This is a genomic window from Streptomyces sp. NPDC046335 (assembly GCF_055587985.1).
In genome coordinates, this window is sequence record NZ_JBVJFF010000017.1 from 74,794 (window position 1) to 100,458 (window position 25,665).

At 72.5% G+C, this 25,665-nt stretch carries 19 protein-coding genes; 8 read left to right on the top strand and 11 right to left on the bottom strand.

Features of this window, described 5'->3' with window-relative positions; all coding sequences use genetic code 11:
• Nucleotides 1-8 precede the first annotated feature (8 nt).
• The 5 genes from ACZ6JY_RS34645 to ACZ6JY_RS34665 form a co-directional block, all read right to left on the bottom strand.
• The gene (locus ACZ6JY_RS34645; RefSeq protein ID WP_469202461.1) at nt 9-1,049 is read right to left on the bottom strand and encodes a substrate-binding domain-containing protein; all 1,041 of its coding nucleotides are present in this window, start codon (nt 1,047-1,049) and stop codon (nt 9-11) included.
• A 16-nt stretch (nt 1,050-1,065) separates the two neighbouring features.
• Nucleotides 1,066-2,085 carry an ABC transporter permease gene (locus ACZ6JY_RS34650; protein WP_469202463.1) on the bottom strand — a complete coding sequence of 340 codons (1,020 nt, stop codon included), beginning with the start codon at nt 2,083-2,085 and terminating at the stop codon, nt 1,066-1,068.
• Entirely contained in the window at nt 2,082-3,599 is a 1,518-nt protein-coding gene (locus ACZ6JY_RS34655) for a sugar ABC transporter ATP-binding protein (RefSeq protein ID WP_469202465.1), read from the bottom strand. The genes ACZ6JY_RS34650 and ACZ6JY_RS34655 overlap by 4 nt, the downstream gene beginning before the upstream one ends.
• A gap of 114 nt (nt 3,600-3,713) precedes the next feature.
• Nucleotides 3,714-4,895 carry an ROK family transcriptional regulator gene (locus ACZ6JY_RS34660; protein WP_469202467.1) on the bottom strand — a complete coding sequence of 394 codons (1,182 nt, stop codon included), beginning with the start codon at nt 4,893-4,895 and terminating at the stop codon, nt 3,714-3,716.
• A 213-nt stretch (nt 4,896-5,108) separates the two neighbouring features.
• Nucleotides 5,109-5,705, bottom strand: coding sequence for a GNAT family N-acetyltransferase (locus ACZ6JY_RS34665; protein WP_469202469.1), 597 nt, complete (start codon nt 5,703-5,705; stop codon nt 5,109-5,111).
• A gap of 106 nt (nt 5,706-5,811) precedes the next feature.
• On the opposite strand from ACZ6JY_RS34665, the gene ACZ6JY_RS34670 reads away from it, so the two are divergent.
• Complete coding sequence (locus ACZ6JY_RS34670) at nt 5,812-6,237, top strand: PaaI family thioesterase (RefSeq protein WP_469202471.1); 426 nt, start codon at nt 5,812-5,814, stop codon at nt 6,235-6,237.
• A gap of 74 nt (nt 6,238-6,311) precedes the next feature.
• On the opposite strand, the gene ACZ6JY_RS34675 is transcribed toward ACZ6JY_RS34670, so the two are convergent.
• The gene (locus tag ACZ6JY_RS34675; protein ID WP_469202473.1) at nt 6,312-7,259 is read right to left on the bottom strand and encodes a beta-ketoacyl-ACP synthase III; all 948 of its coding nucleotides are present in this window, start codon (nt 7,257-7,259) and stop codon (nt 6,312-6,314) included.
• 113 nt (nt 7,260-7,372) lie between these two features.
• On the opposite strand from ACZ6JY_RS34675, the gene fdhD reads away from it, so the two are divergent.
• The 3 genes from fdhD to ACZ6JY_RS34690 all read left to right on the top strand — a co-directional run bounded on the left by fdhD (nt 7,373) and on the right by ACZ6JY_RS34690 (nt 11,815).
• Nucleotides 7,373-8,428 (top strand): formate dehydrogenase accessory sulfurtransferase FdhD, encoded by a 1,056-nt coding sequence (gene fdhD / locus ACZ6JY_RS34680; RefSeq protein WP_469202475.1) that lies wholly within the window; start codon nt 7,373-7,375, stop codon nt 8,426-8,428.
• 227 nt (nt 8,429-8,655) lie between these two features.
• The gene (locus ACZ6JY_RS34685; RefSeq protein ID WP_469202477.1) at nt 8,656-10,551 is read left to right on the top strand and encodes an exo-alpha-sialidase; all 1,896 of its coding nucleotides are present in this window, start codon (nt 8,656-8,658) and stop codon (nt 10,549-10,551) included.
• Between the two features lie 10 nt (nt 10,552-10,561).
• Nucleotides 10,562-11,815 (top strand): DUF4185 domain-containing protein, encoded by a 1,254-nt coding sequence (locus ACZ6JY_RS34690; protein ID WP_469202479.1) that lies wholly within the window; start codon nt 10,562-10,564, stop codon nt 11,813-11,815.
• On the opposite strand, the gene ACZ6JY_RS34695 is transcribed toward ACZ6JY_RS34690, so the two are convergent.
• Nucleotides 11,751-12,827: a bile acid:sodium symporter family protein gene (locus ACZ6JY_RS34695; RefSeq protein WP_469202481.1), complete on the bottom strand. Its 1,077-nt coding sequence runs from the start codon at nt 12,825-12,827 to the stop codon at nt 11,751-11,753. The two genes, ACZ6JY_RS34690 and ACZ6JY_RS34695, sit on opposite strands and share 65 nt — an antisense overlap.
• Nucleotides 12,828-12,956: 129 nt before the next feature.
• Between ACZ6JY_RS34695 and ACZ6JY_RS34700 the strand changes: the two genes are divergently transcribed.
• Entirely contained in the window at nt 12,957-13,826 is an 870-nt protein-coding gene (locus ACZ6JY_RS34700) for a LysR substrate-binding domain-containing protein (protein ID WP_469202483.1), read from the top strand.
• 9 nt (nt 13,827-13,835) lie between these two features.
• Here the strand turns inward: ACZ6JY_RS34700 and ACZ6JY_RS34705 are convergent, their stop codons facing one another.
• Complete coding sequence (locus ACZ6JY_RS34705; RefSeq protein ID WP_469202641.1) at nt 13,836-14,855, bottom strand: Lrp/AsnC family transcriptional regulator; 1,020 nt, start codon at nt 14,853-14,855, stop codon at nt 13,836-13,838.
• 93 nt (nt 14,856-14,948) lie between these two features.
• Here ACZ6JY_RS34705 and ACZ6JY_RS34710 point away from each other — a divergent pair, with 93 nt between their 5' ends.
• Nucleotides 14,949-16,469 carry an MFS transporter gene (locus ACZ6JY_RS34710; RefSeq protein WP_469202485.1) on the top strand — a complete coding sequence of 507 codons (1,521 nt, stop codon included), beginning with the start codon at nt 14,949-14,951 and terminating at the stop codon, nt 16,467-16,469.
• A gap of 310 nt (nt 16,470-16,779) precedes the next feature.
• Entirely contained in the window at nt 16,780-18,579 is a 1,800-nt protein-coding gene (locus ACZ6JY_RS34715) for an AMP-dependent synthetase/ligase (RefSeq protein ID WP_469202487.1), read from the top strand.
• Between the two features lie 22 nt (nt 18,580-18,601).
• Here the strand turns inward: ACZ6JY_RS34715 and ACZ6JY_RS34720 are convergent, their stop codons facing one another.
• Nucleotides 18,602-19,255, bottom strand: coding sequence for a maleylpyruvate isomerase N-terminal domain-containing protein (locus ACZ6JY_RS34720; RefSeq protein ID WP_469202489.1), 654 nt, complete (start codon nt 19,253-19,255; stop codon nt 18,602-18,604).
• A gap of 140 nt (nt 19,256-19,395) precedes the next feature.
• Here ACZ6JY_RS34720 and ACZ6JY_RS34725 point away from each other — a divergent pair, with 140 nt between their 5' ends.
• Complete coding sequence (locus ACZ6JY_RS34725; RefSeq protein ID WP_469202491.1) at nt 19,396-20,268, top strand: aldo/keto reductase; 873 nt, start codon at nt 19,396-19,398, stop codon at nt 20,266-20,268.
• A gap of 49 nt (nt 20,269-20,317) precedes the next feature.
• Here ACZ6JY_RS34725 and ACZ6JY_RS34730 read toward each other — a convergent pair whose 3' ends face one another.
• Together ACZ6JY_RS34730 and ACZ6JY_RS34735 are read right to left on the bottom strand one after the other, a co-directional pair.
• Entirely contained in the window at nt 20,318-24,637 is a 4,320-nt protein-coding gene (locus tag ACZ6JY_RS34730; RefSeq protein ID WP_469202493.1) for an SAV_2336 N-terminal domain-related protein, read from the bottom strand.
• Nucleotides 24,627-25,664 carry an AAA family ATPase gene (locus tag ACZ6JY_RS34735; RefSeq protein WP_469202495.1) on the bottom strand — a complete coding sequence of 346 codons (1,038 nt, stop codon included), beginning with the start codon at nt 25,662-25,664 and terminating at the stop codon, nt 24,627-24,629. The genes ACZ6JY_RS34730 and ACZ6JY_RS34735 overlap by 11 nt, the downstream gene beginning before the upstream one ends.
• Nucleotide 25,665 lies beyond the last annotated feature (1 nt).

The window sequence follows — 25,665 nt, forward strand, 5'->3', positions numbered from 1 at the left end:
CGCGCGTATCACTTGAAGCCGGTGGACATGTACTGGCCGACGTTCTCCTTGTCCACGACGGCCGAGTAGCACGTGACGAAGGACGGGATCTCGAACTCCGCCATGCCGCTGATCCCCTTGCTCTGCCCGAGGGCGCGCGCGAGGTCGATCGCGGAGGCGGCCATGGTGGGCGGGTAGAGGACGGTGGCCTTCAGGACGCTGTTGTCGGACTCGATGGCCTGGAAGGCGGAGAGCGCGCCGGCCCCGCCGACCATCAGGAAGTCGTCGCGCCCGGCCTGCTTGATGGCGCGCAGGGCGCCCACGCCCTGGTCGTCGTCGTGGTTCCACAGGGCGTCGAAGTTCTTCTGCGCCTGGAGGAGCTGGGACATCTTCGACTGGCCCGACTCGACGGTGAAGTCGGCGGCCTGCCGGGCGACCTTCTCGATGTTCGAGTAGTTCTTCAGGGCGTCGTCGAAGCCCTTGGAGCGCTGTTTGGTGAGTTCGAGGTTGTCGAGCCCGGCGAGCTCCACCACGCGCGCGTTCTTCTTGTCCTTCAGCTTCTCGCCGATGTAGTGCCCCGCGCTGAGGCCCATCCCGTAGTTGTCGCCGCCGATCCAGCAGCGGTAGGCCTGCGGGGACGCGAAGACGCGGTCCAGGTTGACGACGGGAATGCCGGCCTTCATCGCCTTGAGGCCGACCTGGGTGAGCGCCTTGCCGTCGGCCGGAAGGATGACCAGGACGTCGACCTTCTTGTTGATGAGCGTCTCGACCTGGCCGATCTGGGCGGCGGTGTCGTTGGAGCCCTCGGTGGCCTCCAGGGTGACGTCGGAGTACTTGTCCGCCCGCTTCTTGGCCTGGTCGTTGATCGCGTTGAGCCAGCCGTGGTCGGCCTGCGGGCCCGCGAAGCCGACGGTGACCTTCTTGCCCGGCTTGTCGTCGGCGACCTGCTGGTCCTTGTCGTCCGAGCCCTCGTTCTCGGGCTCGTTGCTGGTGCATCCCGCGAGCAGGGCTCCGGAGGACAGTGCGGCGGCTCCGAACAGGAGACCTCTGCGGCTCGTGTTGGATGGCATGAGTGAACCCCTCAGCTCAGTGATGGTTGGCCGTACGTCGTTGGACGAGCACCGCGGCGACGATGATCGCGCCCTTGGCGATCTGCTGGGTCGCGGTCTCCAGGTTGTTGAGCGCGAAGATGTTGGTGATCGTGGTGAAGATCAGTACGCCGAGGACGGAGCCGACGATGGTGCCCCGGCCGCCGCTGAGCAGGGTCCCGCCGATGATCGCGGCGGCGATGGCGTCGAGTTCGTAGAGGTTGCCGTTGGTGTTCTGTCCCGAACCGGCGAGGATGATCAGCAGGAACGCCGCGATGCCGCAGCAGAGCCCGGAGAGCAGATACAGGTAGAGCCGCTGCCTGCGCACGTCGATGCCGGCCAGGCGCGCCGCCTCCGCGTTGCCGCCGACCGCGACGGAACGCCGCCCGAAGGTGGTGCGGTTGAGCAGCAGCCAGCCGACGACGGTGACGGCGGCGAAGACCATGACGAGCGGCGGTATGCCGAGGATGTAGGACTCGCGCTCGCCGAGTTCGAGCACCCCGTCGACGGTGACCATCTGCGTCTTGCCGTCGGTGATCTGCAGGGCGAGACCGCGGCCCGACGCCAGCATGGCGAGGGTGGCGATGAACGGCACGATCCCGCCGTACGCGATGAGCAGACCGTTGACCAGGCCGCACCCCATGCCGACGACGACGGCGGTGAAGAGGATGCCGGCGAAGCCGTACTCCTGGGTGGCGACGGTGGTGGCCCACACGGAGGCCAGGGCGACGATCGCGCCGACGGACAGGTCGATGCCGCCGGAGATGATCACGAAGGTCATGCCGACGGTGACGATGCCGATGACGGACGCCTGGGTGAGGATCAGCTGGAGGTTGTCGGTGTCGAGGAACGAGTCGGGCTGGGTGACACCGCCGATCAGGATCAGTACGGCGAGCACGCCGATCAGCGACAGCGTGCGCACGTCGGCACGGGCCAGCGTGGCGCGCCAGGGGCTTCCGCCGTCGGCCGGGGCGGTCTTGCGGTCGGCGGCCTCGGCCGCCGGGGCGGGCTGGGTCATGACGCCGGGCTCCCTTCGAGGACGAGGTCGAGTACACGGTGTTCATCGAGGTCACGGGCGGGTGCGCGGTGCACGACGCGGCCTTCGCGCAGGACGAGGACACGGTCGGCGAGGCCGAGCACCTCGGGCACCTCGCTGGAGACGAGGAGTACGGCGAGGCCGTCGTCGGCGAGCCGGCGGATCACCGCGTACAGCTCGGCGCGGGCGCCGACGTCGACGCCGCGGGTGGGTTCGTCGAGCAGCAGGACGCGGCAGCCGCGGAGCAGCCAGCGGGCGAGTACCGCCTTCTGCTGGTTGCCGCCGGAGAGGGTGCGCACGGGGACGTGGGGCTGGTCGGGGCGGAGCGACAGCTCGCGGGTGGCGGCGCGCGCGGCGCGCAGCTCCGCGCCCCGGTCGACCCAGCCGGCGCGCGCGAAGCGGGACATGGAGGAGACCGATACGTTGCGCGTGACGGACTCCAGCATGAGCAGGGCCTGCGCCTTGCGCTCCTCGGGCGCGAGGCCGAGGCCCGCGCGGACGGCGGCGCGGACGCTGCCGGGGCGCAGCGTTTCACCGCCCACGCTCACCTGCCCTGCGCTCGCCTTGCGGGCTCCGTAGATCGTCTCCAGGATCTCGGAGCGTCCGGAGCCGACGAGTCCGGCGAGGCCGACGATCTCGCCGGGGCGCAGATCGAGGTCGAGCGGTTCGAACTCGCCGCGGCGGGTGAGTCCCCGTACCGTCAGCACCGGTTCGGCGGTGGGCGGTTGGGTCGGGCGGTCAGGGAAGACGTATTCGAGGTTGCGGCCCGTCATCAGCGCCACAAGGTCCCTGGTGGGTGTCTCCTTCGCGGGCAGGCCGCCCGCTACGGCGCGCCCGTCCTTGAGGACGGTGACGCGGTCGCCGATGCGGCGGATCTCCTCCAGGCGGTGCGAGATGTAGACGACGGCGACGCCGTCAGCGGTGAGATCGCCGACAATGCGGAAGAGATTGTCGACCTCGTCCGGGTCGAGGGCGGCGGACGGCTCGTCCATGACGATGAGGCGCACCTCGTGGGAGAGCGCGCGGGCCATCGAGACGATCTGCTGCTGGGCGGCGGAGAGCTCTCCGACGAGCCGCCCGGGTTCGATCTCGCCGTGCCCGAGTCGCTTGAGCAGGGCGGCCGTTGTCGCCTTGGCCTCGCGTCCGCGGACGACGAAGCCCGCGGTGGTGGGCTCGTGCCCGAGGTGGACGTTCTCGGCCACGGACAGGTGCTCCACCAGGTCGAGTTCCTGGTAGATGGTGGCGATGCCCAGGCGCATGGCGGCGATCGGCGACTTGAGCGTGGCGCGTTCGCCGCGCCAGGTGATCTCGCCGTCGTCGGGCTGGTGGGCGCCGGCGAGGACCTTGATGAGCGTGGACTTCCCGGCGCCGTTCTGGCCCAGGAGGCAGTGCACTTCCCCGGCCTGCACCTGGAGGTCGACGCCGTCGAGCGCGCGGACGCCGGGGAACGACTTGGTGATGCCGGACATGGTGAGCAGCGGTGGTTCTGGTGCCATGACGGTTCCCATCGGCGGCGGCCGCAGCAGGGCAGGACGGATTCAGGGCAGGGCGAGGCGATGCGCTGTGCTGGGTGACGTGTTCTTGCGTGCCGTACGTGAGGTGCGTACCGGTCAGGCCGGTGAGAACAGGTGGTCGCTGATGAGCCGGGCGCCGCCGATGACTCCGGCGGTGGGTCCGAGCTCACCGAGGACGATCGGGAGGTTGCCGGTCGCCAGGGGCAGCGACTGGCGGTAGACCTGGGTGCGGATCGCGGCGAGCAGCGTGTGGCCGAGTCCGGTCACACCGCCGCCGATCACCACGAGGCCGGGGTTGAAGAAGCTGACCAGGCCCGCGATGACCTGGCCCGTGCGGTTGCCGCCCTCGCGGATGAGGTCGAGGGCGGTGGGGTCACCCGCGGCGGCGGCCGCCGCGACGTCGACGGCGCTGAGCCGCCCGGTCTCGTCGAGCCGCGTGGCGAGCTCCGCGGAACGCCCCTCCCTGGCCGCCTCCTCGGCGTCGCGGGCGAGCGCCGCGCCGCTGAAGTAGGCCTCCAGGCAGCCCCGGTTGCCGCAGGCGCAGGGGCGTCCGTCCGGCTCGGCCTGGATGTGGCCGATGTCGCCGGCGCTGCCCGTCGTACCGCGGTAGACCTCACCGCCGACGACGATGCCGCAGCCGATGCCGGTGCCGATCTTGACGCAGAGGAAGTCGCCCACGGAACGGGCCACGCCCGCGTGCTGCTCCCCCATCGCCATGAGGTTCACGTCGTTGTCGACCATGACGGGGCAGCCGAGGTCCTGGCTGAGGGCCTCCCGTACGGGAAAGCCGTCCCAGCCCGGCATGATCGGCGGCGCGACCGGCACGCCTTCGGGGAAGCGGACGGGTCCGGGGACGCCGATCCCGGCGCCGTCGAACCCTTCCGCGAGCCCGGAGGCCTTCAGCTTGGCCGCCATGGCGAGGACCTGCTCGAAGACCGCGACCGGGCCCTCGCGCACGTCCATGGGCTGGTTGATGTGGCCGAGGACCTCCAGCTCCGCGTTGGTGACCGCGACGTCGACCGAGGTCGCGCCGATGTCCACGCCGAGGAAGCGGAGGGCCGGGGCCAGGCGGATGTTGTGGGAGCGGCGGCCGCCACGCGAGGCGGCGAGCCCGTCGGCCACCACGAGGCCGGTCTCCAGGAGCCGGTCGACCTCGACGGCCAGTTTGGACCGCGAGAGGTCGACCTGATCACCCAGTTGCGCACGGGAGTTGGGACCCCCGTCGCGCAGAAGTCTGAGCAGTCGCGCCTGGTGACCGTTGGCGGGTCGAGCCGTCATACGTCTCACGCGCCCCTCCCCGCCTCTTCGGGCTTCCCATGCCGTTGCCCTCCGGCGGTCGGTATGCGATCCGCCGTCCACGGGCTTCCTTCAGGCTTTCGAGGGGAACGTAGCAGTGCCTGCCGGGAGTGGGAAGAACTTGCGCGCGAATTAGCCACGACTTTCTCCAGTCACAGGACAAAGGAGTCGTGGGCCTCCGTTACCGAGGGGGGATCAGCCGACCGGCTCCCTCTGCATGCACCAGGTCCTCGGGCCGCCGTCCGGCAGCGTCACGTCCGCGGTGACGGCGAAGCCGAGCCGCTCGTAGAACCGCACGTTGCGCTCGGTGGACGTCTCCAGGAAGGCCGGGTGGCCCGCCCGGTCGGCGGCTTCGAGGCCGGGCCTGATCACCGCGGCGCCGAGCCCCTGCCCCTGCGCCCAGGGGTTGACCCCGACCGTGGCGAGAAACCACGCGGGGCGCGTCGGACGGAAGGGCTCAAGCACGAGCTCGGCCGACTCGAAGAAGGCCGCGCGGTCCCCGGCGAGTTCACTGATCCGCGGTCCTATCTCGGCGAAGCCGGGGGCGGGATCGCGCTCCGGGGTGGTCCACACGGCGACGGCCCGGCCCGCGTCCGCCACCCAGACCCGCCCGTACTCCATGCCGATCCGGGTCAGGAACAGCTCCTGCAAGCGGCGCACCCGCTCCTGGTGACCGTCGGCCGCGACCACGTGCCGCGTGAAGGAGTAGTCGGCGAAGGCCTTGGCCAGGGTGTCCACGGCCACCGGCAGGTCTCCCTGCCGCGCGGCACGTACAAGGTGGTCGGCGGTCATGTCTGTCTCCGGATCTCGCGACGGCTTACCTCTGGGGTAATCGACGCCTCCGGGGACGGTGCCGCACGATGGTGCTCCGCCACGCCCCCAAGTGGAAGGTCACCCCATGTCGGACACCCTGCCGCAGAACGACCTCCGTGCCCAACTGCTTTCCGCCGTCCCCTTCGCCGGGCACCTCGGCATCACCTTCGACGAGGCGGGGCCCGAGCGGGTGGAGGGCACCCTGCCGTGGTCCGCGGAGCTGTGCACGGCGGGTGGTGTGCTGCACGGCGGCGCGGTGATGTCGCTGACGGACACGGTCGGCGCGGTCTGCGCCTACCTCAACCTGCCCGACGGCGCGATCACCTCGACGATCGAGTCCAAGACGAACTTCCTGCGCGCCGTGCGCTCCGGGACGGCCCGCGCGGTGGCCCGGCCGCTGCACATCGGCGGCTCCTTCATCGTCGTACAGACGGAGGTGTACGACGATCAGGGGCGCCTCGCCGGGCAGACCACGCAGACGCAGGCGGTCCTCGCCGCCAGGAGCAAGTAGGAGCGTCTGCCGCTCGTGGTACGTCTGTCACGGCGAGGACCTGGTCGGTGTCGTCTTCCACGCCGGTCCGCGGTCTACGGGCAGCGCACGACCTGTCCCGCGTACGAGAGGTTCCCGCCGAAGCCGAAGAGCAGGACGGGGTCGCCGGAGCGCAGCTCCCCCCGCTCGACCAGCTTCGACAGGGCCATCGGGATGCTCGCCGCCGAGGTGTTGCCGGACTCGATGACATCGCGCGCGACGACGGCGTGCGTCGCGCCGATGCGCTCGGCGAGCGGCTGGATGATCCGCAGGTTGGCCTGGTGCAGGACGACTCCGGCCAGGTCGGCGGGGGTGAGCCCGGCGCGCTCGCAGGCCTCGCGGGCGAGCGGCGGCAGCCGGGTGGTCGCCCAGCGGTAGACGCTCTGCCCCTCCTGGGCGAAGCGGGGCGGGGTGCCCTCGATGCGTACGGCGTTGCCCATCTCGGGCACCGAACCCCACAGGACGGGGCCGATGCCGGGCTCCTCATCGGGCCGGCACGCCTCGACGACGACGGCGCCCGCGCCGTCCCCGGTCAGCACGCAGGTCGTGCGGTCCGTCCAGTCCGTGACCTCGGACATCTTGTCCGCGCCGATGACCAGGGCGCGGGTCGCGGCACCCGCCCGTACGGTGTGGTCGGCGGTGGCGAGGGCATGGGTGAAGCCGGCGCACACGACGTTGACGTCCATGGCGCAGGGCGACGGGATGCCGAGGCGGGCGGAGACCCGGGCGGCCATGTTGGGCGAGCGGTCGATCGCCGTGGAGGTGGCGACGAGCACCAGGTCGATCGCGTCGGCGGTCAGTCCCGCGGCGGCCAGGGCCTTGCCGCCGGCGTGTGCCGCCAGCTCGTCGACCGGCTCCTCGGGGCCCGCGATGTGACGGGTGCGGATGCCCACCCGGGAGCGGATCCACTCGTCGCTGGTGTCGACCAGACCTGCCAGTTCCTCGTTGGTGAGGACTCTGGCGGGCTGATAGTGGCCGACGGCGGCGATGCGTGAGCCGTGCATGGACGGGTCCCCCTTGTTGCCGGAGATGCGGGACCTTCCAGTCTGGCCAGCGACTGACGAGTAACGGTGCAGGTAAAGCGACAGGAAAGCCGCGTCTGCTTTGGATGCTTCTCATGAGCTGTTCACCCTCCGATGAGGCGGGTGCGCGCGTGTGCGACTCCGCACGGGGAGTGACGGCCGGTGCGGAGCGGCGCGTTCGGGTGCAGGACAATGAGACCGTGAAGGTCACCCCGCCGCACGACAACCCGGTGGCCCACGGCAACCTCTGCATCAAGGGCCGTTCGGCCACCAGCACGTACAGAACCGGGACTGATCAAGCCATGGGACGAGTCACCGAGCGCCGCAAGGTCATCCGGATCCGCGAGGGGCACGTCTCCGAGCGGCCCGACACCCTCGTCGCCGAGGAGCCCCTGGAGATCCGGCTGAACGGCAAGCCGCTCGCCATCACCATGCGCACGCCGGGCGACGACTTCGCGCTCGCCGCCGGGTTCCTGGTCAGTGAGGGCGTGCTCGGCGCGGCAGACGAGCTCCAGTCGATCGTCTACTGCGCCGGGGCGACCGCCGACGGCGTCAACACGTACAACGTCGTGGACGTGCGGACCGCCCCGGATGTCGTGCTTCCCGACATCACGCTCGAACGCAACGTATACACGACCTCCTCCTGCGGCCTGTGCGGCAAGGCGAGCCTGGACGCGGTACGCACCACGGCCCGCTTCCCGATCGCCGACACTCCGCCGGTCCTGCTCGGTGTCGACGTGCTCGCGGGCCTGCCCGACCGGCTGCGCGAGTCCCAGCGGGTCTTCGAGCGGACGGGGGGCCTGCACGCGGCGGCGCTCTTCTCCGAGGGGGGCGAACTGCTCGACATCCGGGAGGACGTGGGGCGGCACAACGCCGTCGACAAGCTCGTCGGGCGGGCGCTCCAGGACGGGCGGCTCCCGCTGTCGCGCTCCGTCCTCCTCGTCTCCGGGCGCGCCTCCTTCGAACTCGCCCAGAAGGCGGTGATGGCGGGCATCCCGGTCCTCGCCGCGGTCTCCGCGCCGTCGTCGCTCGCCGTCGACCTGGCCGCCGAGAGCGGCCTCACCCTGGTCGGTTTCCTCCGGGGCTCCTCCATGAACGTGTACGCGGGCGAGCACCGCGTCGCCCTGGGGGCCGCGGCCGCCCAGGGCTGACCCGGGCCCACCTGCGCACGGCCTCGGCTGAACGGGTTGCGCCGATTCCGCTGACGCGCGCTTCTTGTGGGGCGCACGGGGACCCCAGTAGCGTCGGTGACGCGAACATAGGACGTGGGATGTCAGGATGTCCTGTCCCATCAAGGACCCCGGAGTCCCGAAGCCCCGAAGCCTTGAAGCACCGTCATCGCCATGAGTCGCCGTCGCCACGAAAGGCGGGCCGCACCATGTCATCACGTCTCCGTTTACGTCTCAGACCGTTCCGCGCCGCCACCGCCGCCCTGACCGCCGTCGCGGTCGGCGCCCTGCTCCCGGCACCCGCCACGCAGGCCGCCGAGCGGGCGCCCGCCTTCGAGCAGCAGGTGCTGTTCAAGGCATCCCAGGACCCCGGCTACGCCTGCTTCCGCATTCCCGCCGTCGTGCGGACGGTCAAGGGCACCCTGCTCGCCTTCGCCGAGGGGCGGGTGAACAACTGCGGGGACGCGGGCGACATAGACCTCGTCCTCAAGCGGTCGCACGACGGCGGCCGCACCTGGGGGCCGCTCCAGGTGATCAACGAGGGCGCGGGCGACACGCACGGCAACCCCGCGCCGGTCGTGGACCGCGAGAGCGGCCGCATCCTCCTCGCCGAGACGTACAACACCGGCCGCACGGACGCCGGGAACTGCGACATACCGTGCGACCGGACACCTCACCTCCAGTACAGCGACGACGACGGCCGCACCTGGTCCCGTCCGCGTGACCTGAGCGACGAGATCCTGCCGAAGGAGTGGAACTCCTGGTACGCGACAGGCCCCGTCCACGGCATCCAGCTCACCCGCGGCCGGCACGCGGGACGGCTGGCCTTCGCCGTCAACGCGGAGTCGTACGACGGCGGCCGCATCTCCGCCAACCACGCCGCGCTGATCGTCAGCGACGACGGCGGCGACCACTGGAAGATCGGCGCCAAGGACTCGTATCCGGTCGCCGCCGACGGCACGTTCCGTCAGAAGCCCTCGGAGATGACGCTCACCGAGCGGCCCGACGGGTCCCTCTACGTCAGCGGGCGCGAGCAGGACGGCACCGACCTGGGGCACCGCAGCCACGCGGTGAGCCGCGACGGCGGGGACTCCTTCGCCGCGCCCTTCCGGGCCATTCCCGACCTCTACACGCCTCAGGTGCAGGGGTCCGTGCTGCGCTTCGGCGGACGGATGCTGCTCGCCTGCCCGGGCGACCCCGACCGCCGCCGCACCATGCAGATCCGCTCCTCCTACGACGGCGGTCACACCTGGGACAGCGTCGACCGGGGCACGACGGTGACCACCGACTGGTCGGGCTACTCCGACATGGTGCTCGCCGACCGCGGACACGTCGGCCTGATGTACGAGGGCGGCGCGGTCGACGCGCGCGACGAGATCCGCTTCGCACGCTTCACCGAGGACTGGCTGAAGCCGCGCCGGGGACCCGACCCCACCACGTCCGACCGCGCGCCGGGCGCCCGTTCCGCGGCCGTGCTGGGCGGCGCCCGTGAGACCGAGGGACGGTTCGGCGGCGCGCTCGCCCTCGACGGCACGGACGACGCGGTACGGCTGCCCTTCCGCACCCGGCTGCCGCGCGGATCGGGTGACTTCACCGCCTCCCTGTGGTTCCGCTACTCCGCGGCCAGTGGTGAGCAGCCGCTGCTGTGGATGGGCGGCATAGGGAACAACCAGCCGCAGGTGTGGCTGCGCGGCGAACCCGCGAGCAACCGGATCACCGGCCTGATGACCACGCGGGAGGGCGCCACCCCGCCGAAGTCCGCCTCGGTGCGCACGACGAACGCGTACAACGACGGCCAGTGGCATCACCTCGTGCTGCGCAGGGAGAGGAACGCGGGTGACGGGCGCCTGACGCTGTTCGTCGACGGGGCTCCCAGCACCGTCGCCGATGTCCCCGGCTCCGTCAGCCGTACCTCGCCCTTCGGCATCCACATCGGCCAGCGGCTCGACAGCCGCGCCCACTTCACCGGCGCCATCGACGAAGTCCGGCTGTACGGCCGGGCTTTGAGCGACTCCGAAGTGGCAGCCCTGGGGAAGGGCAGCGCCTCTGTGACACGGGACACCGTCGTCAGACTCCCCATGGACCGCGTGCACGGCAGCAACTAACGTCCCGGGAGTGTCCGTCCAGATACGTCGCGGCCGGACGGGCGGCAGGATCTGGCTGGTCCTGCTGCTCGTCCTGGCCTGCGCGGCCGTCCTGCTCATCGCCCTGCCGGAAGACGACCGGGAGGGCGCCGCGGCGTGCCGGCCCCGTACCGTCGGCGCCTGGTCGGCCGACGACGAGGTCACCGGGGAGTTCGCGCGCTACGGCGACGACAGGACGCGCACCGACGACTGGACCGGCGGCGACGGCACCCACTCGGTGCGGCTCCCCGACGGGCGCGTCCTGTGGCTGTTCTCCGACACCTTCCTCGGCCAGGTGCACGCCCCGCCCAATCCGGCGGGCCAGCCCCACACCTGGCGGGACACCAGCGCCCCCATGGTCCGCAACTCGGCCGTGGTCATGAACCGTTCCGGCACCCTGCGGCGCACCCTCGCCGCCCCGCTCTTCCCCGACCCGGCCCCCCAGCAGTGGCGCTGGCCGGTGGCGGCACGTGTCGAGCCGCGGTCACCGGACTCCGAGGAGAAGGTCGTGCGCGTCCTGCTGTGGAGCCGGATGGCGAGCCAGGGCCCTTGGATCTACGGCGTGCCGATGGCCACCGAGGTCGCCACGCTCTCCCTGCCCGGCCTGCGCGTGGAGTCCATCGTGAAGGTCTCCGACCAGCAGGGGGTGGCGGACCCGGAGAAGCGGGTCCTGTACGGCACCACCACCGTCGACGACGACGGCTGGACGTACGTCTTCGGCGGCACGGACGCGCAGGCGGCCTCGCGCCCCACCTCCCACGCCCACCTGGCGCGCGTCCCGCACGGCAGGCTCGCCGACGCCTCGGCGTGGGAGTACTGGGACGGCGAGGAGTGGGGGCGTGCGGGCGCCTCACGGCCGGTTCTCGGCAACGGCGGGGACAAGGGGGTGGGCAGCGCCTTCACCGTGGTGCGCGAGAAGGGTACGTATGTGCTGTTCACGATGGCCGCCGGTACGGAGGGACTGACCACCGTCACGTCGTACTGGGCCTGCTCCCCCACCGGGCCCTGGCACGGCCCCGCCAAGGGCTTCGAGGCGCCCCTGCCGAAGGACGGCGCGGCCGAGAAGGACACGGCCGCCTACAACCCGCAGGCCCATCCGGCGCTCGGTGGGGACGGGCGGGTGGTGCTGAGCTACGACGTCAACTGGCTCGACCCGGTGCCCGCGAGCGCCCAGGCGAACATCAACCGGAACGTGTCGCTGTACCGGCCGCGGTTCGTGACGCTTCGGCTGACCGAGCGCCGCTGACGGGCTTGCGGCCGGGCTCGCGGCCGGGGTCCGGCTCCGGCTCCGGCGTGTCGCGCGAGCGGCGCTTGGCGATGACCGCGCAGACCATGAGCTGCATCTGGTGGAAGAGCATCAGCGGCAGCACGGCGAGGGAGGCGTCGGCGCCGAACAGCACGGTCGCCATGGGCAGCCCGGCCGCGAGGGACTTCTTCGAACCGGCGAACTGGATGGCGATGCGGTCGCCCCGGCCGAAGCCGAGCCGCTTGGCCCCGTACCAGGTCAGCGCCAGCATCGCGGCGAGCAGCACCGCTTCGGCACCGAGCAGCGCGAGCAGCCGCCACGGGGTCACCTGGTGCCAGATGCCCTGCACCATTCCTTCGCTGAACGCGCTGTAGACGACGAGCAGGATGGACCCGCGGTCGACGTATCCGAGGGCCTTCTTGTGCCGGGTGAGGAAGCCGCCGATCCAGCGGCGCAGCAGTTGTCCCGCGACGAACGGCACGAGCAGTTGCAGCACGATCTTCACGACCGAGTCCGCCGAGAAGCCGCCGCCGCTGTCGCCGAGCAGCGCCGCCGCGAGCAGCGGGGTCAGCACGATGCCGGCCAGCGAGGAGAAGGAGCCCGCGCAGATCGCCGCGGGGACGTTGCCGCGGGCCAGCGAGGTGAAGGCGATGGACGACTGGATCGTCGAGGGCACCAGGGTGAGGAAGAGGAAGCCGCTGTAGAGGGCGGGGGTGAGGACCCACGGCACGAGCCCCCTGCCCGCGAGGCCGAGCAGCGGGAAGACGGCGAACGTGCAGGCGAGGACCGTGAGGTGCAGCCGCCAGTGCTTGAGCCCGTCGAGCGCCTCGCGGGTGGAGAGCCGCGCGCCGTAGAGGAAGAACAGGAACGAGACGGCCGTGGTGGACGCCCCGGACGCGATGTCGGCGCCCATGCCGCGCGCGGGCAGGAGGGCGGCGAGCCCCACGGTCGCGAGCAGCGCCGCGATGTAGGGGTCGACCGGCATCCAGGACGGCCACTTCAGGCGTTTCACGGTTGTCTCAATGCTCCCCTGGGCGGTACGTGCCCTGTACATGATCCACCTGACCAGGCACATCGGGAATCCCGTATACCGCTCTGACTGCCATCACGGTTCGTGATGGACGGCGCTAGGGTTGTCGGTGTGTACGACCCCTCGCAGCTCCGTACGTTTCTCGCGGTCGCCCAGACGCTGAGCTTCACGCAGGCCGCCCGGCGCCTGGGGCTGCGGCAGTCCACCGTGAGCCAGCATGTGCGCCGCCTGGAGGACGCCACGGGCCGGCAGTTGTTCACGCGGGACACGCACTCCGTGGAGCTGACCGAGGACGGCGAGGCGATGCTCGGCTTCGCCCGCCGGATTCTCGCGGCGCACGAGCAGGCGGCGGCGTTCTTCGCCAGGACGCGGCTCGGCGGGCGGCTGCGGTTCGGGGCCTCGGAGGACTTCGTCCTGACACGGCTCACCGACATCCTGGAGACCTTCCGGCACGACCATCCCGACGTCGATCTGGAGCTGACCGTCGAGCTCTCCGGCACGCTCCACGAGCGGCTGGACGCGGGCAAGCTCGACCTGGTGCTCGCCAAGCGGCGCCCCGAGGACTCGCGCGGGGAGCTGGTGTGGCAGGACGACCTGGTCTGGATCGGCTCCGAGCGGCTGCGCCTGGACCCCGAGCGCCCGGTCCCGCTGATCGTCTACCCGCCGCCCGGCATCACCCGCGCCCTCGCCTTCGAGGCGCTGGAGCGGCGCGGCCGTGCGTGGCGCGTGGCCTGCACGAGCGGCAGCCTCAACGGCCTGGTGGCGGCGGCCCGCGCGGGCCTCGGCGTGATGGCCCACTCACGTGGCCTGATCCCGCCGGGCCTGGTCCCCGTACCCGAACGGGCGGGCCTGCCGGAGCTCGGCCCGGTCGACTTCGTGCTGCTGCACGGCGAACGCCGGGCGGGCGCGCAGAGCGCCGCCGACGCGCTGGCGGCGGCGATCCTGGCGGGCGGCGACCGGCTGCACAGGGCGCGGCGCTGACACGGCGGCTCAGCGCAAGGGCCGCGGATACGTGAGCTTCTTGAAGCTCCGCAAGTAGGGCGCGGATTCGACGTGCCGCACGCCGTCGAGCGGGCCGAGCTTCGCGCTCAGGTAGGTGTAGAGGTCCGCGGTGCCGCGCGTCAGCACGGTCGCCATCAGGTTGGCGGGCCCGGTGATCGCGGAGACGTGCGCGACCTCGGGGTGCTCGGCCATGGCGCGCCCCACCGCGTCGAGCGACCCGGGAGCGACCGCGATCCAGAGCATCGCGGCGGTGGGGAACCCGAAGCGCGCGGTGTCGTACTCGGTGTCGATGTAGAGCGCCTTCGAGTCGAGCAGCGCGGCGAGGCGGCGCTTGACGGAGGACTCCGAGCGGCCGGTGGCGCGCTGGAGTTCGGGGTAGGTGACGCGGCCGTCGGCCTTGAGCGCGTCGACCAGCGGCTCGTCCTCGGGGGCGATGCGGGCGGGGCCCGCGGTCGCCGCGGCGGGGGCGGGGCGCAGCGCCGCGGCCTGCTCGTCGGTGAGCGGGCGGTGCTTGCCGATCCAGCCGGTGCGCCCGCCGTAGAAGCGGTGCAGCAGCTGGTGCGCGGTGATCTCGATGACCTGCCGGGTGCGCAGCAGCTTGCCGAAGACCAGGTCGTCGTAGTCGCCCGCGCTGCGCGGCAGGGTCATGCAGACCACTTCGGTGCCCGCCGAGGTGAGGTGGACCCACGCCGTGTCGGGGCGGCGGGCCATGGCCGCGGCGATGGCCTCTGCGCCGTCGGGCGCGCAGCGCAGCCGGAGCATCCACTGGTCCCTGCCGAGCCGGTGGGTGTCGCGGACGCCGAGGACGCGCAGGCCGGCCTCGGCGCACAGGCGGCGGTAGCGGCGGGCGACGGTCTGGTCGGAGACGCCGAGGACGGCGGCGATACGGCTGAAGGACGCCCTGCCGTCGATCTCCAGGGCGTGCAGCAGCTTGAGGTCCAGCTCGTCGAAGACGTCGGATTCCACCACTGAGAACCTCCTAGTTGTCGGTTTCCCGCACCTCGGCATGCGCGGGCAGAGCATTCGTCCGGCGTCGGCCCATCGTACGGGGGCACGCACATCCGCTGGACGGAGCAGGACGAGGACATGGGGAGCCAGGCAATGCGTAGATGGGGACCGCTCACGGCGGTGTCTCTGGGGACGTTCATGCTGTTGCTGGACGTGACGATCGTGGTGGTGGCGCTGCCCGACATGGCGCGGGCCCTTGACGCCTCGCTGAGCGATCTTCAGTGGGTCATCGACGGCTACGCGCTCGCGCTGGCCGCGCTGCTGCTCGGGGTGGGCGCCGCGGCCGACGTGCTCGGCAGGCGCCGGCTCAACGTCATCGGGACCGCGCTCTTCGCCGTGGCCTCGCTGGGCTGCGGCCTCGCGTCCGACGCCGAGCTGCTCGTGGCGGCCCGCGCCCTGCAAGGACTTGGCGCGGCGGCGATGTTCGCGACGACGCTGCCGCTGCTGGGCGCCGCCTACGAGGGCCGCGACCGGTCGTTCGCGCTCGGCGTGTGGGGTGCGGTGAGCGGGGCGTCGGCCGCGCTCGGCCCGATCGTGGGCGGGGTGCTCACCGAGGGGCCCGGCTGGCGCTGGATCTTCTTCGTGAACCTGCCGGTGAGCGTGGCCTCGGTCTGGCTGACGCTGCGGGTGGTGCCGGAGTCGAAGGCGCCTGCCGGGCGGCGGGTCGACTGGGCGAGCACGGCGGCGTTCGCGGCCTTCGCGGGCGCGGGGACGTACGGCGTGCTGCGCGGCGGCACCGACGGCTGGACATCGGGCGTCACGGGCGGCGCCTTCGCGGTGTCGGCGCTCGCGCTGCTCTGCTTCGTGCTGGTCGAGCGGCGCGCCGCCCATCCGCTGCTCGATCTGCGGCTGCTGCGCAAGCCGGCCTTCACCGGGGTGCTGCTCGGCGCCGTCGGGTACAACGCCGCGGCCTTCGGCGTCATCCCGTACATCTCGATCTGGCTCCAGACGGTGCTCGGCATGAGTGCGGTGCGGGGCAGTCTGGTGCTGCTTCCGCTCGCGGCGACGTCGTTCGTGGTGGCGGCGGTCGGCGGGCGGCTGCTGCACGGGGTGGCGCCGCGGCTCGTCATCGGGGGCGGGCTGCTGCTGATCGGCGTCGGCGGGCTGTGCATGGCGGTCCTCGACGCCGGGTCCTCGTGGAGGGCGCTCATACCGGGTCTGACCATCGCGGGCGTCGGCACGGGCCTGGTCGCGCCCGGCCTCGCGGGGGCGGCGCTCGCCGCGGTGCCGCCCGCGAACGCCGGGATGGCGGGCGGCGCGGTGAACACCTTCCGCCAGCTCGGCTACGCGGTCGGGGTCGCCCTCTTCGGCACGGTCGTGACCTCGCGCATGCGGGACTCGCTCGGTCACGACGCGGCGCACACCGTCGCGGGCGGCGGCGCGGCCGCCCTGCGCGGCACGGTCCCGGAGCACACGGTGCGCGCGGCGTTCGCGGAGGGGCTGAACGGGGCGTCGCTGGCGGCGGGCGCGGCGGGGCTCGTCGCCGGGGTGCTGGTACTGGTCCTGGTGCGGACGCCGAAGGCCGCGCCCGCGTCGGACCGGCCTTCCGGAGCCGCGCGGGAGCCGGTCGCCGGGGCCGTGCAGGAGCCGGTCGCCGGGGGCCGGGTCCGCTGAGTCCCGACTGAACTCCGGGCCGCACGGCCTCCGCGAGGAGCGGGGGCCGTGACCGGCCCGTACAGATTCGCCAGCCGCCGTGACGCCCGCGTACAGATTCCGTGGAGATTACGGCTCCGAAACTTACTCCAGCGTAAGTATTCTGTCCCGCCCTTCCCCTTGTGGCCCCATTTTGACCGGCTGACCTGTAGCGATGGTCCATACCGGCGGGTCGGTGCCCCCCTCCCGGCGGCGCTCGCCGTGGGGTACGGTCACGGCGCTGTGCGGAGCGCCACAAGGAGCATCATTGCGCGAGTTCTCGAATCCTCCGATGGCATCGGCGCCGCTGGTGGGCGGCCTCGCCGACGCCGTGTTCGACCATGCCGCCGAGGATCCGCTGCGCATCGCGTTCGGCCGCAAGACCGACGGGCGGTGGACCGACGTCACGTCGGCCCGCTTCCGCGACGAGGTACTCGCCCTGGCCAAGGGGCTGATCGCCCAGGGCGTCCGGTTCGGGGACCGCGTCGCCATCATGTCCCGCACCCGCTACGAGTGGACGCTCTTCGACTTCGCGCTCTGGGCCATCGGCGCCCAGGTCGTGCCCGTCTACCCGACGTCCTCGGCCGAGCAGGTCGTCTGGATGCTGCATGACGCGCAGGTCACGGCCGCGATGGTGGAGCACGAGGACCACGCGATGACAATCGGCTCGGTCGTCGACCGGCTGCCGCAGCTCCGCAGGCTCTGGCAGCTCGACGCCGACGCCGTCGGTGAGCTGAACGCCGCGGGCCGCGACATCGACGATGAGGTGGTGCACCGCCACCGGCGCGCCGTGACACCCGACTCCATCGCCACGATCATCTACACCTCGGGCACCACGGGCCGCCCCAAGGGCTGTCTGATCTCCCACGCGAACTTCATGTTCGAGGCGGACGTGATGGTCGGACGCTGGGAGCCGGTCTTCCACTCCAAGCGGGGCGACGAGGCGACGACGCTGCTCTTCCTGCCCCTCGCCCACGTCTTCGGCCGCATGGTGCAGATCGCGGCGGTGCGCGGCCGGGTCAGGATGGGCCACCAGCCGAACCTCAACGCGGCGGCGCTCCTGCCCGACCTCGCGGCGTTCCGGCCGTCGTTCATCCTGGCCGTGCCGTACATCTTCGAGAAGGTCTTCAACGCGGCGCGGCGCAAGGCGGAGCGGGACGGCAAGGCGGGCGCGTTCGACAAGGCCGTCGACTGTGCCGTGCGGTACGCCGACGCGCTGGAGGCCAAGGCCTTCGGCACGGGTCCCGGGCCGTCGGCCGCGCTGCGCATGCAGCACCAGCTCTTCGACAAGCTCGTCTACTCCAAGGTGCGCGAGGCGATGGGCGGCCGGGTGCGGCACGCGATGTCGGGCGGCTCGGCCATGGACCGCAGGCTCGGCCTGTTCTTCGCGGGCGCGGGCGTGACGATCTACGAGGGGTACGGGCTCACCGAGTCATCGGCGGCGGCGACCGCCAACCCGCCCGAGCGCGCCCGGTACGGCACGGTCGGCCAGGCCATTCCCGGCACCGCCGTGCACATCGCGGCCGACGGCGAGGTCTGGCTGCACGGCGGCAACATCTTCCAGGGCTACCTCAACGACCCCAAGGCCACCGACGCGAGCCTGCACGACGGCTGGCTCGCCACCGGTGACCTGGGCGCGCTCGACGAGGACGGCTACCTCACGATCACCGGGCGCAAGAAGGAGATCCTGGTGACGTCCGGCGGCAAGAGCGTGTCGCCGGGCCAGCTGGAGGAGCGGGTGCGCGACCACCCGCTGGTCGCCCAGTGCATCGTCGTCGGCAACGACCGCCCCTACATAGCCGCCCTCGTCACGCTGGACGCCGAGGCCGTGGAGCACTGGATGACCATGCGCCGCAAGCCGATGCTGCCGCCCGGCGAGCTGGTGCGCGACGCGGACCTGGAGACCGAGGTGCGCCGGGCCGTGGTCGCCGCCAACACCCTCGTCTCCCAGGCCGAATCGATCCGGACGTTCCGGATACTGGCCCACCAGTTCAGCGAGGAGCACGGCCTGCTCACGCCGTCCCTGAAGCTCAAGCGCAAGGCGATCGAGACGGCGTACGAGTCGGAGGTCGCGGCGCTGTACCGCAGCTAGGCCGGGTGCCCCGCCCGGTGGTTCAGCCGATGACGAACGGCAGCCGTTCCGCGAGCTCCCCGAGGGCCGCCCGCTCCGCGCCGGTCGGCGGACGGCGCCCGGTGCCCACGAGCAGCGCGTCCGCGTCCGGCAACGCACCGGGGAACCGGACCCCGGCGATCCTCTCCAGGAGGCCGCGCGCCGCCGCGAGGCTCTCCGCGGACGGACCGGCGACCGCGGGCAGGTGCGCGATCAGGTCCAGGTGGTGCAGGGTCCATTCGATGACGTACGCGGAGAGGTAGTCGCCGACCGTCAGGACCTGGTCCTTGGTGCTGACGCGGGCCGCCGGATCGGCGAGTTCGGCGGCGCGCCCCGCGGCCGAACCGACGTCGTCGAGGTGGAACTTCAGCAGCCAGGGCTCGCCGTACGCGGCGGCGAGGCGGGGCATCAGCGCGTCCAGTGGGTCCTCGCCGGTCGGCGGCCCGACGAGCTCCCAGTAGGTGGCGGCGTCGGCGGTGGGTTCGGTGCCTGCGGGCGTGACCAGGGTGATCAGGACGTCCTGGGCGTCGATGACCAGGTGACACGCCAGGTCGCGGACGAGCCACCCGGTACAGCCGGACGGCTGCTCGAAGTCCTCGTCACGGAGCCCGGCGACCGCCGTGCGCAGCGCCGTCCAGGAGTGTGAGAAGAGATCCACCCGGGCACGGTATGCCGCACAGGACCGACGGACAACCGATCGGCGCGCATCATCCGGGCGCCGCTCGGCAGTGACTCGGCGGAAGAAAGTGGAAGGTGCGCCCCCGCTCAGGAATGCGACATCGCCACTGATCGTTGACCATGGAAGTACCACCCGACGAACCTAAGGATCGAGAGCTCGTGAGCAAGGTCCCCCCGATCATCCTGAACAACGGCGTCGAGATGCCCCAGCTCGGTTTCGGTGTCTGGCAGGTGCCGGACGACGAGGCAGAGACCGCGGTCACGGCGGCCCTGGAGGCCGGGTACCGCAGCATCGACACCGCGGCCGTCTACGAGAACGAGACGGGCACGGGCAAGGCCATCGCCGCCTCCGCGGTGCCCCGTGAGGAACTGTTCGTCACCACGAAGGTGTGGAACAGCGACCAGGGCTACGACTCGACGCTGCGCGCCTTCGACAGCTCGCTGGAGAAGCTCGGCCTCGACTACGTGGACCTGTACCTGATCCACTGGCCCCTGCCGTCCAAGGGCCTCGCGACCGACACGTACAAGGCGTTGGAGAAGATCCGGGCCGACGGCCGCGCCAAGTCCATCGGTGTCTCGAACTTCCTGCCCGAGCACCTGGAGCAGCTGATCTCGGAGACGTCGGTCATCCCCGCCGTCAACCAGATCGAGCTCCACCCGCACCTCCAGCAGCGCGCGTCCCGCGAGTACCACGCCGAGCAGGGCATCGCCACCGAGGCGTGGTCGCCGCTCGGCCAGGGCAAGGGGCTCCTGGAGGTCCCGGCGATCGTCGCGATCGCCCGGAAGCACGGGCGCACTCCCGCCCAGACCGTGCTGCGCTGGCACATCCAGCTCGGCAACGTCGTGATCCCCAAGTCCGTGACCCCGTCCCGGATCAAGGAGAACATCGACGTCTTCGGCTTCGAGCTGGACCCGGAGGACATGGCGGCGATCTCCGCCCTGAACGAGAACCGCCGGCTGGGTCCCGACCCGGCGACGTTCGACGTGGCGTAAGCCGTCCTGGCGTAGGTCCTCAACGCGCCCGAGGGAGCGGCCCGGTGGATCAGGAGCGGTGCTCCTGCCACCGGGCCAGTTCCGTGCGGGCGGCGGCGGTCTCGGCCGCGTCGTCGCCGAGTTCCCTGGCCAACCCGTGCACGGCCCTGCGCAGTTGGCGGATGGCGCCGTCCATGTCATCGGCGGCGGCCAGGGCGTGCGCGAGCTCCGCGCGGGCCCGGTAGGTGCGGATGTGGTCCTCACCCAGGGAGCGTTTCAGGTCGGCGAGCGTGGCGTGGCGCAGCACGGCGGCCTCCGCGGGCTGCCCGGCCTGCCGGTAGGCGTCGGCGAGCGCGCCCCGCGTGCGGACGCTCTCCGGGTGCGCGTCCCCCAGGGTGCTCACGCGCTCGTCCAGCGTCTGCTCGATGAGCGGGATGGCCCTGCGCGGTCTTCCGGCCTCGCACAGCGTCCGTGTGAGGTCGTCGTAGGAGCGCCGGGTCTCGGCGTGCGAGGGGCCCAGAACCCTGAGGCGCTCGGTCAGCGTCCGTTCGTACAGGACGAGCGCCTTGTCGCGGGCGCCCGCGCGGCGGTACATGTCGGCCAGGGACGCGGCCGCGCGGAGCGTTTCGGGGTGGGCCTGGCCCAGCGTCTCGCCCTTCACGGTGAGCACTTCCTCGCCGAGCGGGACGGCCCGCTTCGGGCTGCCGTTGGTCACGCACGCCTGCGCGAGCCGCTCGCGCAGGCGTGTCGTCTCGGGATGCGCCGTGCCGAGCGCTCGGATACTGAGCCCCAGGGCGTCCTCGTGGAGGCCGATCGCCTGGTCGAGCGCGCCCTGGCTCTCGTGGACCCCGGCCAGCCCGGACAGGGCCGCGAGGGTGAGGGGATGGTCCGCGCCCAGGGCCCGGCGGCAGCCGGCCGCCATCCGCTCCAGTTCGTCGATGGCCCGCGCGGGGTCACCCACCGCCTGGTAGGCGCCGGCCAGGTCGCCGCGCAGGGCGAGCGTGAGCGGTGAGTCGTGTCCGTGAACCCGTTGGTGGGCGGCGAGCGTCTCCTCGTACGTCCTGATCGCGCGATGCCAGTCCCCCGCCGCCTGGTACGCGCCGGCGAGCCGCCCGCGGGCCCACAGGGTCCTGGGGCGGTCGACGCCCGGACCGTGGTCCAGGAGGCGGCACACGTCCTCCATCTCCCGCACCGCGCGGACCACGTCCCCCGCCGCCTGGTAGGCGCCCGCGAGCCCCACACGTCGCTCGACGTACCCGGGCCCGTCCGCGGACGGGCTCGTCGTGCTCGCCGACTCCAGGGTGCTGGTGTACGTCGCGATCGCCAGGTCGGGCTTGCCGTCCGCGAGGTACGCCTCCGCGAGCCGGGCGGCGGCCGCGAGCGTCTCGGGCGCCCGTGCCCCGTGCAGCCGCTCAAGGCCGCTCACGGCGCGCCGCAGGAACGCGACGCTCTTGAGCACCTCGCCCTGGCCGAGGAGGAACTGTGCCGTGCGGTCCAAGAGGTGCACCACGTGCCGGTCGTCCCGGGTGGCGGGGGCGTGCTCGAAGAGCGCGTCGACATGGGGCAGCAGTTCCCGCCAGCGGGGCCAGTCGCCCGGTCCGGCCGTAGCGGCGGGGAGCGCCCGGCCGAGGCAGCGGGCCGCCGTGTGCCGTGCCTCGTCGATGTCGTCGAGGGTGCGCACGGACGGGCTGTCGTCCGGTGTGCGCGCGACGGCCGCCACCCCGTCCTTGAGGGTCACGGTGTCGCCGTCCACGCGGAGCAGGTCGCAGGCGGCCAGGAAGGACAGATGTTCCGGAGTGTGCGGCAGGCCGGTCTCGCGCGGCCCCGCCGTGGCCAGCAGGTCCCGGGGGACGGGCTGCCGGCCGAACCAGGCGAGGACCATGATGAGCCACCCGGCCCCCGGGGAGGCCGCGGCGGCGCGCAGGCGCTGGGCGACGGATTCGTCGGGGCCGCTCGCGCCGGTGTCGTCCGCCTCCGCTTCCCGTTGCCGCACGAGGTGGGCCCGGTAGTCGGCGATGTCGGCGCCGGTGTCGGCGAGGTACGTGGCCGCCCTGGCCACGGCCAGCGGCAGTCTGCCCAGTTCCCGGCAGAGCGCGTCCGCCCCTCGCTGCGGTCTGCCCACCCGCCGGTTCAGCATGTCGACGGCTTCGGGCAGTTCGGGCACCCGCAGCTTCATCGGCGTGGCGATGCCGTCCCACCCCTTGGCCTCCCGGCTGGTGATCAGCACGGAACCGCCCGAGCCGAGCCGGGACAGCAGGACGCGCACGTCGGCGGGCTCACGCACGTCGTCGAAGACCAGGACCCAGCCCTGGTGCACGCTCAGCCACCGGAGCGCCCACTCCCAGCGCCCCTCCGCCGCGAGGAAGTCGGGCACGGAGGGCTGGAGGGCGCGGGTGAGGTCGGAGAGGCTCTTGACGATCGACGCGGGCGAGTACGCCGCCACCCACCACACCGGGCTGTGCACGTCGGCGACGGCCACACCGGCCGCCCACTCGGCCGCCAACGTCGTCTTGCCCATACCCGCCTCGCCGTGGACGACCATCGTCCCGGGCTGCGCGGTCGAGGTGAACGAGGACAGCAACGCGTAATCGAGGCGCCGCAGTTCATGCTCCCTGCCGACGAAGAACTGCGGTCGGGGCACGTTGTTCAGCGTCGGTGGGGCGTCCACCGTGTGCGGTTGGTCGAACTGGACGAGCCCCGGCTCGGCGGACACCGTTTCCGGGGGCGCGGGCGCCCGCGGCCCGGCCTCGCCGACAGGCCCGGCGGGCCGCTGTGCCACCCGCATCGCCCGCCCCCGCAGCAGCTCCAACGCCTCCTCACTGACCAGCGCGAACGGTTGGCCCGCCGGGCCGAGGCCGTGGGCCCCCGTGCCCTCCGTCACGCGTGCCACCGCACGGAACGCCCGGGTCGCCGAGCCGGTCCTGCCCTCGATCTCCGCGCCGAGCCCGGAGAGCAGTTCGGCGACCGCCAGCGATTCGGGGCGGGGCAGGGTCTCCAGGAGGGCGCCTCGCGCGCCCGGCACGAAGTCGTACAGGCCGCGCTCCGTGTCGTGCGGCTGGAGCAGGCCGCTCAGCAGGACCTCGGCCAGGTCGCTGGGGCGTGAGCCAGGGGTGACGCACTGCTGGATCAGCCGCATCACCGGCAGCGCGGGCACCGAGAGCGCGACGTGCGCCGCCAGGTCCGCCGCCGTGGGTGAGGCCGCCTCCTGGAAGCGCAGGACGCGTTCCGTGATCGGCACGTCGGCCTCGTCCACGAACGGGCGGTCCCGTCGCGGCGGGGCGGCACCGACGTAGGTGACCGCCGTGTCCCGGTGCTGGTCGCCGGAGGCCGTGACCAGGCCCGCCCAGTCGGCCAGCCAGTCGGGGGCGATCTCCAGGACGGGCACGGGCACCGCGTCCGCCGCGGGCGGCCTGGCCCGGCCGTCGTGCGGGATGAAGCGCAGCACGGTGTTGGGCGCGCCGGGGCGGCAGGCGATCGCCCTGCCGGGGACGGCCGGGGCGGCGGTGCGGCGCCAGAGGCGTTCGGGCAGCGGCTGAAGGATCGCCGTCGGGCCGCGGCTCGCCCACAGGTGCAGGGCGCGCGCCGCTCTGCCACCCCACCAGTGCGGGCCCGAACAGTCGCTGAGGACCAGCGTGACCTGACGTCCGGTCGGGTCGACCAGGGCCGCCGGGTCCATCGCCGGGCCGCCGGGCGAGGACCGTACGCCGACGCGCGGACCGAGGTCGGTCAGCCGCCATACGCGGACGTCACGGAAGGCGCCGGTGCGCTGCATGGCCTCGCGCAGTTCGCGGACGAGGGGGCGCCACACCGTCACCGAGGGGCCGGTGTCGGCGACCAGGGCCAGGCTGAGGAGGCGGTCGGTGGCGGGCACCATGACGGGCGCCCAGGCGCGCGGTCCTGAGGTACGGGCGGCGCGTTCGGCCGTGGCCCGCTCGTCGAGCGTGCGGCGGCGCGGGTCCGGCACCCGCCGCTTGAGCGGGCGCAGGGCGCGCTGGATCGCCAGTTCGTGGTGGAGTGCCTGGGGGGCGGGGACGAGGACGTCGTCGGCGTCGGAGCCTGGCTGCGGCGCGCCGAGGGGAACGTGCAGAGTGCCGCGCCGGGCGCCCCGGCGCGGGCTCGCGCCGTCCTCCGCCTCCGCGCACATCGCCTCGTCTGGCGGCCGGTCGCCCGTGGGTGTTCCGGCCCCCTGCGCGCGCTTCGGGGCACCCGCCCCCGTGGTGGCACCGGGCCCTGTCGGCCGGTCGCCCCGGCCCCGGCCCCCTGCCGTCGCCGCGCCGGTTCCGTCGTCCGCGGGCAGGCGCTCGGCAAGCCACAGCATCTCCGCCAGCTCCAGCGGCGTGACCGGCGGCCCCAGGGCGTTCAGGGCGTCGCGCAGCCGGTCAATCGCCATCGGTGCGTGTCGCTTCGCTGCTCAGGTACGGCATCACCTGGTCGGCCAGCGCGTCCACGTCCTCGGGCCGTTCGCTGAACGAGGCGTGATGGCGCATGTAGACGGCGTTGAGGAGCTGGTCGTTGGCGAGCAGTCCGCTGCCGCGCCGCTCGAAGAAGCGGTCGATGACGTCCCGGGCGCCGACGGGGAGTTCGCCGTTCTCCTCGCCGATCAACGGGCCGAGGTGTTCGCGGACGATCGCGGTCAGCTCCGCGACGCTCCCGGGCTGCTTCAGGTCCACCGTCACACACCGCCGCAGGAACGCCGGGGGGAACTCGCGCTCGCCGTTGCTCGTCATGACGACGAGCGGGAAGGCACGGCAGGTGACCGTGCCGTCCCGGATCTCCACGCGGTCGGTGGTGCTGTCGGCCGTCATGACCTTGGCGGTCGGCTCCGCGCGCCGGGCGAGCTCGACCAGTTCGTACGACCCCTTCTCGAAGACGGTCAGCAGGTCGTTGGGCAGGTCGATGTCGCTCTTGTCGATCTCGTCCACGAGCAGGACGCGGGGGCGCTCGTACGGCAGCAGTGCCGTGCCGAGCGGGCCGAGGCGCAGGTAGTCACCGATGTCGTCGCCCGCGGGCCCGCCACCGTCGTGGCGTGCGCGTTCGGCGGCGTACAGGCGGGTCAGGGGGTCGTATTCGTAGAGGCCGTCGCGGAGGGTGACGCGGCTGGTGATCGGCCAGTGCAGGACCTTGCCGAGGCCCAGCTCGTGCGCCACGGCGTACGCGAGGGACGACTTGCCGGTGCCGGGGGCTCCGGTGACCAGGAGCGGCCTGCGCAGGTAGAGCGCCGCGTTGACCTGCCGGACGGCGTCGTCGGAGGGGCGGTAGCTGGCTGCCGCGTGATGGTTGCCGGAGTCGCCGGGCGGGGTGCGCAGGGGCGGGCCTCCGGTGAAGGTGCGCCACGGCGGCGGGTCGGGCAGGCGGCCGACGCCGTCGTGCGGGACACGGCTTCCCGTGTAGATCTGCCAGTCGGACCGTGGAGCCATC

What these genes read in the sequence shown, in the direction of transcription:
- ACZ6JY_RS34685 (WP_469202477.1), top strand. Translation starts at nt 8,656, where the DNA reads ATGTCATCACGTCTCCGTTTACGTCTCAGACCGTTCCGCGCCGCCACC.
- ACZ6JY_RS34725 (WP_469202491.1), top strand. Translation starts at nt 19,396, where the DNA reads ATGGAAGTACCACCCGACGAACCTAAGGATCGAGAGCTCGTGAGCAAG.
- ACZ6JY_RS34655 (WP_469202465.1), bottom strand. Translation starts at nt 3,599, where the DNA reads ATGGCACCAGAACCACCGCTGCTCACCATGTCCGGCATCACCAAGTCG.
- ACZ6JY_RS34660 (WP_469202467.1), bottom strand. Translation starts at nt 4,895, where the DNA reads ATGACGGCTCGACCCGCCAACGGTCACCAGGCGCGACTGCTCAGACTT.
- ACZ6JY_RS34675 (WP_469202473.1), bottom strand. Translation starts at nt 7,259, where the DNA reads ATGCACGGCTCACGCATCGCCGCCGTCGGCCACTATCAGCCCGCCAGA.
- ACZ6JY_RS34645 (WP_469202461.1), bottom strand. Translation starts at nt 1,049, where the DNA reads ATGCCATCCAACACGAGCCGCAGAGGTCTCCTGTTCGGAGCCGCCGCA.
- ACZ6JY_RS34670 (WP_469202471.1), top strand. Translation starts at nt 5,812, where the DNA reads ATGTCGGACACCCTGCCGCAGAACGACCTCCGTGCCCAACTGCTTTCC.
- ACZ6JY_RS34710 (WP_469202485.1), top strand. Translation starts at nt 14,949, where the DNA reads ATGCGTAGATGGGGACCGCTCACGGCGGTGTCTCTGGGGACGTTCATG.
- ACZ6JY_RS34715 (WP_469202487.1), top strand. Translation starts at nt 16,780, where the DNA reads ATGGCATCGGCGCCGCTGGTGGGCGGCCTCGCCGACGCCGTGTTCGAC.
- ACZ6JY_RS34705 (WP_469202641.1), bottom strand. Translation starts at nt 14,855, where the DNA reads ATGCCGAGGTGCGGGAAACCGACAACTAGGAGGTTCTCAGTGGTGGAA.
- ACZ6JY_RS34650 (WP_469202463.1), bottom strand. Translation starts at nt 2,085, where the DNA reads ATGACCCAGCCCGCCCCGGCGGCCGAGGCCGCCGACCGCAAGACCGCC.
- ACZ6JY_RS34730 (WP_469202493.1), bottom strand. Translation starts at nt 24,637, where the DNA reads ATGGCGATTGACCGGCTGCGCGACGCCCTGAACGCCCTGGGGCCGCCG.
- ACZ6JY_RS34735 (WP_469202495.1), bottom strand. Translation starts at nt 25,664, where the DNA reads ATGGCTCCACGGTCCGACTGGCAGATCTACACGGGAAGCCGTGTCCCG.
- fdhD (WP_469202475.1), top strand. Translation starts at nt 7,373, where the DNA reads ATGAGCTGTTCACCCTCCGATGAGGCGGGTGCGCGCGTGTGCGACTCC.
- ACZ6JY_RS34665 (WP_469202469.1), bottom strand. Translation starts at nt 5,705, where the DNA reads ATGACCGCCGACCACCTTGTACGTGCCGCGCGGCAGGGAGACCTGCCG.